The organism is Prevotella mikamonis (assembly GCF_055381405.1).
This window is the reverse complement of sequence record NZ_AP035785.1, coordinates 1,168,947-1,181,783: the sequence shown is the minus strand read 5'-3', so window position 1 is coordinate 1,181,783 and position 12,837 is coordinate 1,168,947. Positions and strand designations below refer to the sequence as shown.

Annotated in this window: 9 protein-coding genes; 6 read left to right on the top strand and 3 right to left on the bottom strand. The window is 46.7% G+C overall.

All coding sequences use genetic code 11. The annotated features are described in order from the left end of the window. Positions 1-6 precede the first annotated feature (6 nt). The 3 genes from carA to ACZ42L_RS05100 all read left to right on the top strand — a co-directional run bounded on the left by carA (position 7) and on the right by ACZ42L_RS05100 (position 5,144). Positions 7-1,083: a glutamine-hydrolyzing carbamoyl-phosphate synthase small subunit gene (gene carA, locus ACZ42L_RS05110; RefSeq protein ID WP_464716817.1), complete on the top strand. Its 1,077-nt coding sequence runs from the start codon at positions 7-9 to the stop codon at positions 1,081-1,083. An 8-nt stretch (positions 1,084-1,091) separates the two neighbouring features. Continuing rightward, the gene (gene carB / locus ACZ42L_RS05105; protein WP_464716816.1) at positions 1,092-4,316 is read left to right on the top strand and encodes a carbamoyl-phosphate synthase (glutamine-hydrolyzing) large subunit; all 3,225 of its coding nucleotides are present in this window, start codon (positions 1,092-1,094) and stop codon (positions 4,314-4,316) included. Positions 4,317-4,493: 177 nt separating this feature from the next. After that, positions 4,494-5,144 carry a DUF1349 domain-containing protein gene (locus ACZ42L_RS05100; protein ID WP_464716815.1) on the top strand — a complete coding sequence of 217 codons (651 nt, stop codon included), beginning with the start codon at positions 4,494-4,496 and terminating at the stop codon, positions 5,142-5,144. Between the two features lie 109 nt (positions 5,145-5,253). Here the strand turns inward: ACZ42L_RS05100 and ACZ42L_RS05095 are convergent, their stop codons facing one another. The 3 genes from ACZ42L_RS05095 to ACZ42L_RS05085 all read right to left on the bottom strand — a co-directional run bounded on the left by ACZ42L_RS05095 (position 5,254) and on the right by ACZ42L_RS05085 (position 9,735). Then, positions 5,254-6,663, bottom strand: coding sequence for a threonine/serine exporter family protein (locus tag ACZ42L_RS05095; protein ID WP_464716814.1), 1,410 nt, complete (start codon positions 6,661-6,663; stop codon positions 5,254-5,256). 174 nt (positions 6,664-6,837) lie between these two features. Next, positions 6,838-8,526 carry a putative transporter gene (locus tag ACZ42L_RS05090; RefSeq protein WP_464716813.1) on the bottom strand — a complete coding sequence of 563 codons (1,689 nt, stop codon included), beginning with the start codon at positions 8,524-8,526 and terminating at the stop codon, positions 6,838-6,840. A 390-nt stretch (positions 8,527-8,916) separates the two neighbouring features. Beyond that, positions 8,917-9,735: a hypothetical protein gene (locus ACZ42L_RS05085; protein WP_464701197.1), complete on the bottom strand. Its 819-nt coding sequence runs from the start codon at positions 9,733-9,735 to the stop codon at positions 8,917-8,919. A gap of 139 nt (positions 9,736-9,874) precedes the next feature. Between ACZ42L_RS05085 and ACZ42L_RS05080 the strand changes: the two genes are divergently transcribed. Genes ACZ42L_RS05080 through ACZ42L_RS05070 form a run of 3 tightly spaced genes read left to right on the top strand, consistent with a single transcriptional unit; the run spans position 9,875 to position 12,782 of the window. Next, complete coding sequence (locus ACZ42L_RS05080; protein ID WP_464716812.1) at positions 9,875-11,149, top strand: replication-associated recombination protein A; 1,275 nt, start codon at positions 9,875-9,877, stop codon at positions 11,147-11,149. A gap of 30 nt (positions 11,150-11,179) precedes the next feature. Continuing rightward, positions 11,180-12,136 (top strand): D-2-hydroxyacid dehydrogenase, encoded by a 957-nt coding sequence (locus ACZ42L_RS05075; RefSeq protein WP_464716811.1) that lies wholly within the window; start codon positions 11,180-11,182, stop codon positions 12,134-12,136. 4 nt (positions 12,137-12,140) lie between these two features. Beyond that, on the top strand, positions 12,141-12,782 hold the full coding sequence (locus tag ACZ42L_RS05070) for a trimeric intracellular cation channel family protein (RefSeq protein ID WP_464701191.1): 642 nt from the start codon (positions 12,141-12,143) through the stop codon (positions 12,780-12,782). Positions 12,783-12,837: the final 55 nt, after the last annotated feature.

The following is a 12,837-nucleotide window of genomic DNA, read 5'->3' as shown; positions in this document are numbered from 1 at the left end:
AATAGAATGAAGAAAGTAACATTAATATTGGAAGACGGAACAAGGTTTCATGGTAAGTCTTTTGGCTACGATGCACCTGTAGCGGGTGAAGTTGTATTCAATACTGCCATGATGGGATACCCGGAGAGTCTTACAGACCCTTCCTATGCCGGGCAGTTGATGGTATTGACTTATCCGCTTGTAGGTAACTACGGTGTACCTGCATTTACGATTGAGCCATCGGGCTTGCCCACTTTTATGGAGAGTGATAAGATATATGCGTCTGCCATTATTGTTGCTGATTATAGTGAAGAGTATTCTCATTGGAATGCTGTAGAGAGCTTGTCAGACTGGTTGAAGCGCGAACATGTACCGGGAATCACGGGCATTGATACGCGCGAGTTGACCAAGGTGCTTCGTTCTCATGGTGTGATGATGGGTAAGATTATTTTTGACGACGACCCTGATAATATTCCTCAAGCTGATTATGAGGGTGTAAACTTCGTCGATAAGGTATCATGTAAAGAGATTATCCGTTATAATGAGGGTGGCGGAAAGAAAGTCATTCTCGTGGATTGCGGCGTGAAGGCCAATATCATCCGATGCTTGATTAATCGTGGCGTGGAGGTGATTCGAGTGCCCTGGAACTATGATTATACCGGAATGGAGTTCGATGGACTCTTTTTGGGTAATGGTCCTGGCGACCCTGATATGTGCTCCGAAGCTGTGGATGTGATTCGTAAGCAAATCAGTATGAGCCGTAAGCCTATATGTGGAATCTGTATGGGCAATCAGCTTTTGGCTAAAGCTGGTGGTGCATCTATCTATAAATTGAAGTATGGACACCGTTCTCATAATCAGCCGGTGCGTATGGTGGGTACGAATAAGTGCTTCGTGACAAGCCAAAATCACGGTTATGCTGTCGATATCAAGACCATTGGCAAGGATTGGGAAGAACTCTTTGTAAATATGAATGATGGAAGTAATGAGGGAATCAAGCACAAGACAAATCCTTGGTTCACCAGTCAGTTCCATCCGGAAGCATGTTCCGGCCCTGTCGATACGGAGTTTGTATTTGATGATTTTGTTGCAACCTTAAAGTAATAGAGAAGATGAAAGATGAGAAGATAAAGAAGGTACTCCTTTTAGGTTCAGGTGCTTTGAAGATTGGCGAGGCCGGTGAGTTCGATTATTCGGGTTCACAAGCGCTCAAAGCCATGCGTGAAGAGGGTATTTACACCGTATTGATTAATCCTAATATCGCAACAGTTCAGACATCCGAAGGTGTTGCCGACCAGATATATTTCCTCCCTGTGCAGCCTTATTTCGTTGAGCGGGTCATTGAAAAGGAACGTCCCGATGGTATTTTGTTGTCGTTTGGAGGTCAGACAGCGCTTAATTGTGGCGTGGAACTCTATAAGAGTGGTATTCTGGAGAAGTACAATGTGGAGGTTTTAGGTACTCCCGTTCAGGCTATTATAGATACGGAAGACCGTGAACTCTTTGTTGAAAAGCTAGATGAAATCGACGTTAAGACCATCAAGAGCGAGGCTTGCGACACGATAGAGAAGGCTCGTAATGCAGCCCGTTCGTTGGGTTATCCGGTGATTATACGTGCTGCCTACGCCCTTGGAGGACTCGGTAGCGGTTTTGCAGACAACGAAGAGGAACTGAATAAGTTAGCAGAGAAAGCCTTCTCTTTCTCTCCGCAGGTACTCGTTGAGAAGAGTCTGAGGGGATGGAAGGAAATCGAATACGAGGTAGTACGCGACCGCTTTGACAACTGTATTACCGTATGTAATATGGAAAACTTCGACCCTCTGGGTATTCATACGGGTGAAAGTATCGTTATTGCGCCCTCCCAGACGTTGACAAACAGCGAATACCACAAGCTGCGTGCATTGGCTATACGAATCATTCGGCATATAGGAATCGTCGGAGAGTGTAATGTTCAGTATGCTTTCGACCCCCAAAGCGAAGACTATAGAGTCATAGAAGTGAATGCCCGATTGAGTCGTTCGTCTGCTTTAGCGTCTAAAGCTACAGGTTATCCCCTGGCTTTTGTCGCGGCGAAATTAGGTTTGGGCTATGGGCTGTTCGACTTGAAGAACTCTGTAACCAAGACTACCAGCGCGTTCTTTGAGCCTGCATTGGACTATGTTGTGTGCAAGATTCCACGTTGGGACTTGTCTAAATTCCGTGGGGTAGATAAGGAGCTAGGCTCTTCCATGAAGTCTGTTGGCGAGGTGATGGCTATCGGTCGTAATTTCGAAGAAGCTATCCAGAAGGGCTTGCGCATGATAGGGCAGGGCATGCACGGCTTTGTAGAGAACAAGGAATTGGAGATAGATGATATTGATGCGGCTTTGAGAGAACCTACCGATAAGCGTATCTTTGTGATTTCAAAGGCTATGCACAAGGCCTATACTGTTGAGCAGATTCATGAATTGACGAAGATAGACAGGTGGTTCTTGCAGAAATTGAAGAATATTATAGATATTGATGAGCAACTGAAGACTTGCAATATCAATACGCTTGATAAGGAGTTGCTACAGAAAGCCAAGGTCTATGGATTTACAGACTTCCAGATTGCACGTGCTGTAGGACTCGAAGGAGAACTTCATAACATGTTCAAAGCACAGCTGTTGGTACGTAATCTGCGTAAGAACTATGGCATTTTGCCAGTTGTCAAGCAGATAGATACCTTGGCGGCAGAGTATCCGGCGCAGACCAATTATCTCTATTTGACCTATGCAGGTGTGAAGAGTGACATCGATTTTGAGAAAGACAAGCGTTCTATTATTGTTCTTGGTTCGGGTGCATATCGTATTGGTAGCTCTGTGGAATTCGACTGGTGTGGTGTGCAGGCTTTGAATACAATCCGCAAAGAAGGGTATCGCTCGGTGATGATTAACTACAACCCAGAGACCGTTTCTACAGATTATGATATGTGCGACCGTCTCTATTTCGACGAGTTGACGTTTGAACGCGTCATGGATATTGTAGATTTGGAGAGTCCGCATGGTGTCATTGTCAGCACAGGAGGCCAGATTCCAAACAACTTAGCAATGAAGCTGGATGAGCAGAATGTACCGATTCTGGGTACAGCTGCGCAAGATATTGATGGTGCTGAAGACCGTGCCAAGTTCTCGGCCATGCTTACCCGCAATGGAATCAATCAGCCGGAGTGGAGTGCATTGACGAGTATGGACGACATCGGAAAATTTGTTGAGCGTGTCGGATTCCCTGTATTGGTTCGCCCGTCGTATGTCCTTTCAGGTGCAGCTATGAATATCTGTTCCAACGAAGAGGAACTCGTGAAGTTCTTACAGCTTGCTGCCAATGTGAGCGAAGACCATCCTGTAGTCGTATCAAAGTTCATTGAGCATGCCAAGGAAATCGAGATGGACGCCGTAGCGCGTAATGGTGAGATTCTGGCATATGCCATCAGCGAACACGTAGAGTTTGCCGGTGTGCACTCAGGAGATGCTACTATCGCCTTCCCACCGCAGAAACTGTATGTCGAAACAGTTCGCCGTATTAAGCATGTGAGCCGTCAGATAGCTAAGGAACTGCACATCAGCGGTCCTTTCAATATCCAGTTTATGGCTCGCGATAACGATATTCTAGTTATTGAATGTAATCTTCGTGCTTCTCGTTCATTCCCGTTTGTCAGCAAAGTGTTGAAAATCAACCTTATCGAATTGGCCACCAAGGTGATGCTGGGACTCCCTGTAGAGAAGCCGAACAAGAATCTTTTCGACCTCGAATATGTTGGCATCAAGGCTAGCCAGTTCTCCTTCAGCCGTCTGCAGAAGGCTGATCCGGTCTTAGGAGTAGACATGAGCTCTACCGGCGAGGTCGGTTGTCTGGGTATTGATACCAACGATGCGTTGCTGAAGAGTATGCTTAGCGTCGGACAGCGTATCCCGGAAAAGACCGTTTTGCTCTCTACCGGTGGTGCAAAGCAGAAAGCTGATATGCTCGATGCGGCTAAAGAGCTTGTAGACAATGGTTATAAGCTCTATGCTACAGGTGGTACTAGCAAGTATCTTACCGAGAACGGCGTAGAGAACGAGCGCGTGTTCTGGCCGTCGGAAGGCGGGCAAGAGCCGCAGGCATTGACCATGTTGCATGAGCATAAGATTGATATGGTGGTCAATATCCCCAAGAATCTGACGGCCCATGAACTTACCAACGGTTATAAGATACGCCGTGCAGCCATCGACCTGAATGTACCTTTGATTACAAACAGTCGTTTGGCAAGTGCATTTATCCACGCATTCTGTACGATTCCGTTGGATGAAATAGAGATTAAGAGTTGGTCTGAATATTAATCAGATTTGCAATATAACAAGAAGAGCAGATATCCGCTGGGATGTCTGCTCCTTTTTGTTGATATGCAAAAGTTTGCATCGTAGGTATGAAATAGCTCAATAGAATAATTGTTCAGTCCAGAAAAACTGGTTACTTTTGTATGTAATAATATTCAATATAACAAAAGAACAGAGAAAATGAAAAGATTATTCTTACTTGCGCTGATGTCTGTCATGCTGTTACAGTCTTATGCTCAGCGCCTTGACAAGATGCAGTGGTTTAACGAACCTGGTTCATACAAAATCACTGATCGTCAAGTGATGATGGATGTTCCGGCACATTGCGACTACTGGAGAATTTCCCATTATGGTTTTACTGTCGACGATGCACCTTTCTATTATGGAGTTTGGGGCGGTGAATTTGAAACCAAGGTAAAGATTTCCGGCGATTACAAAGTGCGTTTCGACCAAGCTTGTCTGATGATTCGTATAGATAAGGAGAATTATCTGAAGGCCGGTATCGAATATGTGGATGGAAAATACAATATCAGCTGTGTGGTAACTCATCATACGAGCGATTGGAGTGTCATCGCTTTGGACAAGCCTGTAGATCATATCTGGATTAAGGCTGTGCGCCGTCTGGATGCGATAGAGGTGTTTTATTCCTTCGACGACAAGGTTTATACGTTGATGCGTAACTGCTGGATGGCAGATAACACTCCTGTGCAGGTGGGCTTAGCGGCTGCATGTCCAGATGGTGAAGGATTTACGGCAAGGTTTGAGAACTTTCAAGTGAAGCATCTTCCCGACCAACGCCGTATAGAATGGTTGAAGGCTCATGCCGAATAACATTCCCTGTAGAGAGGAATAGTTTTCCAGCTTTCATAGAATAAGCCAAAGATTCCATACCCTAATCAAGATGGAATCTTTGGCTTATTGTTTTTATTAAATGTCTGTATTACGCTTCTTTCAATTCCGTGGCAGCATCGTGTTTACGCTGTCGCTCTATCACCATGTCGAGTAGCTTCTTATTGCGTTTGGGAGTTACCATGCGCCGAACGAATATATTGGGAATGGCCAGGCCTATGGCGATGAACAAGATAATCAATGTGGCCCTGATACCATTGTGCATGGCCACCGTAACTTCGCCTACAACACCGTGCATATCAATGAATGCAAACAATGAACGATACATCAGTACGCCCGGAATCATCGGAATAACGCAGGGGATAGACAGGCAGTGGTGGGGCATGTGAAACCAGTGCATGGCCTGTGTACAGATGATACTGATGAGCGCTGAGCCAACGAACGAGCCTGTAATCAGTCCCATGTCCAGACCTATATTATCGGTACTGGGACCCAGATTCACGAAGTTGCGTGTGCAAACGGCAATGATTCCACCTATAGCCAATACCGGCAACAGCCGTTTGGGGAAGTTATAGATGGTAGCGAATCCCACAGCCGAGATGGCCGCTGCAATCGAGAATTCCAAGTAAGTGTGATGAGGTATCATACTCAGATTCTTGACAAAGTTGTCGATGCCGCATATCTCTATAGCCATTGCGATACCAAACGCCATGGCAAGTACGAACATCAAGGTAATGACGGCACGCGTGATGCCTATCTGAACATAGTTTGTCAGCATGTCGCTGACAACGTTGATAATCGGCACACCCGGCACTATGAACAGCGTACATGCCATCAATGGATGCCACGGCGTATCCGTATGGAGTATCGAAGCCAGCATATCGGGCATTGCAGTCATCAGTTCTGTAGAGAGCGAGAATTTTGCAAACAGCCATGCGATGAGTGTGGCTACGAAAGCCGAAAGCGTGATATTGATATAGGTGTTCGACCCTTTCTTGTTCAGATAAGTCTTCAGGCGCATACCGAGCATCGCTGCTATCGAGGCATAGAAGAAGGCTGTCCAGTCGCATCCGAACTGAATGCAGAATCCACCACAGGCAAATCCGCTACAGGCAGCAACTTGCCAGTCGGTGTAGCTGTTCTTTCTCTCTTTGATGGCATTCAGTGCCTGTTCGTATTGTTCGAGCGAATAGTCTTCCTTGATAGCCAGCCACGACAGTTTGCTGATGGCTGTGATGGTGGCCATATTGATGCCATGTTTGTCGCATCGTTGGTATTTGCTGTACAGACGGCCGTCGATACAGACATTGACCATGAGAATGTTGAAGTTGAAATAGATGTGCATATCTTCCTCGATGATACCGAGAAATGCGGCTACACGTTTCATGTTTCTTGCAATGCGGGCAGTGTCGGCATTGCTCGACATGAGGAGACACCCTGTGTCCAGTAACAGTTCCAGTTTTTTGAGTACGATGGCTTCCGAGTTACAATGATTATCCATGATTCCTTTGTGTTCTTTGAAATAATGTTATCTGAATTTCTTGTGCAAAATTACGCAAAAGTATTGCAGTTTGAATGTGTTTTTTGAGAGATATAAAAAGTCTGCTATCGAACGAAGCGATAGCAGACCTGGGAAATTAGTCAGGTTTTGTCTAAATCTAGAATACTAATCTTTTCACCCCATTGCAAATATCATAATCTGTACTGTCACGATGCGCAGGAACATTGAGAACGGATATACCGTAGCGTAAGCGATGGCAGCCGAGTCGGTCGAAGTAAGTTCGTTGCTGTATGCCAGTGCTGCCGGATTGGTGTTAGCACCCGAAAGTACACCCAGCATCGTGAAGTAGTTGAGATGATACACATATCGACCGATGAGTCCTCCTATTAAGATAGGAAGCAGCGTAATGATGAATCCGAAGGCCACCCATGTAGCTCCTTGCCGGCTGATGACGGTATCGAAGAACGAGTTTCCTGCGCCGAGGCCCACGCATGCCAGGAAGATACAGATACCAATCTCGCGTATCATCAGATTGGCACTGATGGTATTGTAGGTTACGATACGGTATTTCGGTCCGAAGCATCCCATCAATATGGCCACGACAAGCGGTCCGCCGGTCAGTCCGAGTTTCAGAGGTGCGGGAATACCCGGTATTACGAAAGGTATGTTTGCCAATATACATCCGAGCGCAATGCCCCAGAATATGGATATGATGTTAGGAGTATTGAGACGGCGCATGGAGTTTCCGAGTATCTTCTCGGTATGGCCTATGGCCAACTCTGTACCTACCACCGTCACGCGGTCGCCCATTTGCAGTTGTAGCTGTGGTGTGGCGACGAGGTCGACACCCGAACGGTTTACCCTTGTAATATTGGCGTTGAAGTTGCTTCTGATTCTCAGTTGCGCCAGACTCTTACCATTGAGTTCGGGTTTAGTAATCAGGATGCGTCTCGATATGAGTTCCTTCTCGTATGGAGTCCAGTCCATTTCGATAGATTTTCCCATCAGTGCTATGATAGGCTCAATGTCTTTCGGATTGGCAATAATGAGCAGTTTGTCGCCCTGTTGGATGGTTGTCTGCCCCGTAACGAGGGCGTTGTGAGCCTGATTGGCGGCATGTATGATGCGCGAAATCACGAACTGGCGTTTCACCATAGGTCGGATATGCTTGATGCTCATGCCGTTGATCATCTCATTGGTCACCTCTACGGTGAATGTTCTCACGCTTAGCTCTTCCAGATGTCCCAGTCCGGTCTTCGCATTTGCATCCTCTTCCTCCTTGTTGATTCTGAGAATGTATCTCAGTAGTACGAAAGCCAGGATGACACCGAATATACCAAGTGGGTAGGTGACGGTATAGCCCAATGCTATTTCTGGTGCGTCGATGCCGTTGAGGTCGCTGTTGGCCTGTTGGGCTGCACCCAGTCCGGGAGTGTTGGTCACTGCTCCGGAGAGGATGCCGGCCAGTGTGGTGATGGGAGTCTGGGTGGTGAAGTGCAGTATGATGGTGATGACTACACTCAGAAATATCGTGATGATGGCTAGCATGGTGAGTGTCTGGCCGCCTTTACGGAACGAAGAGAAGAAGCTCGGACCTACTTGCATACCGATGGAGTAGACAAAGAGGATGAGGCCGAACTCTTTCATGAAGTGTAACAAATGCTCATCGAGATTCAGATTTAGCTGGCCGAACAGAATACCGAAGAAGAGTATCCACATGAGTCCAAGTGAAACATTACCTATTTTTATTTTCCCTAACGACAGTCCCATCGCAATGACAAGGGATAGAATTAATACTGAGTGGGCAACACCGCCTCCCCATAGGCCGGGCATTCCCTGAAACAAATGCTCTAAAATTTCCATGATTGGTCGTAATTGGTTTTATGGCTGCAAAGTTACCGCATGTCGGAGAGATAATACTATCGTGGCAATTACATTCAGAGAGTGCTGCTATTAGAATTTTCGATAGCCATGCGTGTTTTACTGCAAGGTCTCCGCAGCATTGCTGCAAAGCCCAGACAGTGATGTTACAGAGCCTAGTCAGTAATGCTGCCGACCCTTTGCAGTTTTCATTTGATGGGTTGGAGAGTAGACTGGTTGGCTATAAATAGGCGATAGTGGGTAGGTGATAAGGATTTGTTGACGATGTCTGCGACATGGAAAATGGTGTGGAGCTGGGTATTATTCAGATACGAAAAAGGGGAATCAGGCTTGGCCCGATTCCCCTTTTAGATGTTTATATAGTATCTCTACTTAATAGCTGTCGTCGTCCGACATGTCTTCTGCCTCCATATTGAGGTCGTCGGGATTCTCCTCGAAAGTAGTGCGATAGCTCTCTTCGGTCAGCTTGTCCTCGTCGAAAACATCTTCGTCGTCATCTGGCTCGTTGTAGTTGTCTTCGATTTCCGGTAAATCCTCGTCGTCGTTTTCGATGCTGTTGTCTTCAAAATCCAACTTGTCCAAATCGTCCTCGCTGTCAAATTTGATTCTCGGACGCTCCAGTTCTGGCTTCTCTTTGGCAAAGATGGCTTCAATCCATAGTCCCTTTGGAATTTCAAGCACGTCGAATCCGTCGGCCACCTTCTTCTCGTACATACCGCCTTTCTTGTGCAGTCTGTCTTTAGGCAGGGTGGTGGTGCTGATGTCGAACCCATGTTCGATGATGTCTCTGATGCTCTGTGAGAGTGACTCCCAACCGCCGCCGAAATTGCGGTCGATACATTCCAGCAGCTTGGCAGCAGAGATATGGTGTATATTCTCATAGGTAAGGTCGGACACACGCATGATGGCACGCTTCTTCAAAGCCCACTTAGCCTTGTTGTTTTCGCCCATTCTGAGGCGTCCTATCTTAAAGCCACGGTCTTCGTATTTCCTGATTACTTCCGGTTTGTCAACCTTAATCTCTTCTGCATCGAATGCGCTTTTGATGACATCTAAATAATGTCTCATGTTATCCTTTAGGTCTGCATCTTTCTCGGCAGCCTCCCACATACGGAATATATCATTCTCCTGAATATCCCAAACATTGCTTTTGCTGAGCGTCTTTAGGGTTAATACTTTTTGTTGTTTCATATAAGTGATTGCTATTTATCGTGCGTTAAATCCTGTGATGGATAGCGCTGCAAAAGTACATAGTCTGTATCATATTCACAAACTTTTCAAAGGGAATTTTTGTATTTCTCCTCCTTATTCTCTATTTTTGCATACATATATGAGTGAACCGTTAGCAGAGCGGATGCGCCCCAAAACTTTGGACGATTATGTCGGCCAGAAACATCTTGTAGGTGAGGGGGCTGTGTTGCGCCAAATGATAGACACCGGTAGGATTTCATCGTTCTTGTTGTGGGGGCCGCCGGGTGTTGGAAAGACTACGCTTGCACGCATCATTGCCAATAAGTTAGACACTCCGTTCTATACTTTAAGCGCTGTGACAAGTGGAGTGAAGGATGTTCGCGATGTCATAGCGCGAGCCAAGGAAAGCCGATTCTTCAGTACAGCCTCGCCCATCTTGTTCATAGATGAGATTCATCGCTTTAGCAAATCCCAGCAAGATTCCTTGTTGGGTGCGGTGGAGCAGGGAGTGGTGACGCTGATTGGAGCTACGACGGAGAATCCCTCGTTCGAGGTCATCAGACCGTTGTTGTCGCGCTGTCAGCTATATGTCCTGAAGTCGTTGGAGCAAGACGACTTGTTGGAATTGCTCCATAAGGCTATTACGACAGACATATATCTGAAAGAGCGCCACATCGAACTGAAAGAGACCAGTGCGATGCTGAGATATAGCGGTGGCGACGCGCGAAAATTGCTGAATATCCTGGAATTGGTGGTCGAATCGGAAGGGAAAAACGATGTCGTAGTGACCGACGATTTGGTGGTCGACAGGCTTCAGCAGAATCCTTTGGCCTATGATAAGGATGGTGAGATGCACTATGATATCATCTCTGCTTTTATCAAGAGCATCCGCGGAAGCGATCCCGATGCAGCCTTGTATTGGATGGCCCGCATGATAGAGGGTGGCGAAGATCCGCAGTTTATTGCACGGAGATTGGTGATTAGTGCCTCTGAGGACATCGGATTGGCCAATCCCAATGCGCTGTTGCTGGCCAATGCGGCTTTCGATGCTGTGATGAAGATAGGGTGGCCCGAAGGACGTATTCCCTTGGCAGAGGCCGTGGTGTATCTCGCAACGAGTGCCAAGAGCAATTCCAGTTATCTGGGTATTGATGCGGCATTGGAAAAAGTACGCCAGACGGGTAATCTTCCTGTGCCGCTACACCTGCGTAACGCCCCGACTAAACTCATGAAGCAGTTGGGCTATCATGATGGATATAAGTACAGTCATGATTATCCTGAACATTTCGTAAAGCAGCAGTATATGCCCGATGAACTTGCAGAAGAGCGGCTGTGGCATGCTCAGCCCAATGCTGTGGAGGCGAAGTTGCAGGAACGTATGGCTCGCTTTTGGGGCGAGAGATATAAGGAATAATATATATAATGGTATAAAGATATTGATAAAATGAAAATCGTTGAGTTGGATGCACACTCCATCAATCCCGGAGACTTGTCTTGGGATGGACTGAAAGCATTGGGGGAGTTTGTGGAGTATGAGCGTTCTACGCCTGATGAGGTGGTAGAGAGAGCCAAAGATGCGGATATAGTATTGACCAATAAGGTGGCTATTCGCGAGAAAGAAATGAGCCAGTTGCCTCGTCTGAAATATATCGGCGTGATGGCTACCGGGTATAATACCATTGATTTGGAGGCAGCCCGCAAACACGGTATCGTAGTGACCAACATTCCGGCATATAGCACCGACAGCGTGGCGCAGATGACATTTGCCCAGATTCTGAATATAACGAATCGGGTAGACTATTATGCCGGACAGAACAGGCAGGGCAGGTGGAGCAGCAATCCCGACTTCTGTTATTGGGACAGTCAGTTGCATGAGATTGCCGGAAAGACACTTGGTATCATCGGCTTGGGCAATATCGGTATGAAAGTGGCTGCCATTGCCAAGACTTTCGGTATGGATGTATTTGCTTACACGAGTAAGAATTCGGCCGATTTACCAGCTGGAATCCAGAAAACCACGCTCGAAGGACTCTTTGCTGTGAGCGATATTCTGAGTCTGCATTGTCCGCTGACGCCGGAAACAAGGGAGATTATCAATCGTGACAGCATCAATAGGATGAAGTGTGGGGCTATCGTTATCAATACAGGGCGTGGTCCGTTGGTCAACGAGCAGGATGTGGCCGACGCACTGGCAAGTGGACAGTTGGGGGGATATGGTGCTGATGTGATGTGCCAGGAACCGCCTCGTAAGGACAATCCGCTGCTCCGTCAGCCCAATGCCTTTATCACTCCACATGTGGCTTGGGCTACTATCGAAGCTCGCAAGCGGCTGGTTGATATTTGTGTAGAGAACGTGAAGGCCTTCATAGATGGCCATCCCATCCATGTAGTAAATGCTTAACGCTATGTTCTATCAAGACCCTGAGGTTGTTCGTACGGTTCAACAAGTCCTGGAATTTATTGGTACTTTCGCATTCGCCATATCTGGTATTCGACATGCGGCGGCTAAGCATTTTGATTGGTTTGGCGGCTTTGTGTGTGGCTTTGCTGTTGCTATTGGTGGCGGAACACTGAGAGACGTCATGTTGGGGACTACCCCCTTCTGGATGACTTCGTCTATCTATATTATTTGTACGGTTATAGCGCAGTTGTTTGTGATTGTTTTTGCGCGGTCGCTGAATAAGTTGGATAATGCCTGGCTTATCTTTGATACGCTGGGATTGGCGCTGTTCACCATCGCCGGTATGCAGAAGACATTGCAATTCGGTTATCCTTTTTGGGTAGCAATCATTATGGGGTGTATTACCGGAGCTGCCGGTGGAGTGGTGCGCGACGTATTTCTCAATAAAGAACCACTCATTTTCCAGAAAGATATTTACGCCATGGCCAGTATCGCAGGTGGTCTGGTGTATTGGGGACTCGTTTCTTTGGAGGTGAACGTGGGGATTGTGTCTATCGTAACGTTCCTAGTCATCTGCCTTATCCGCTTCTTGGCCATCCGATACCATATATCGTTGCCAATCTTGAAAGACGAAAACGATGCCTGACATATACCAACAATAAAGCCCGACAAATGTCGGGCTTTATTGTTGTATGCTTGTA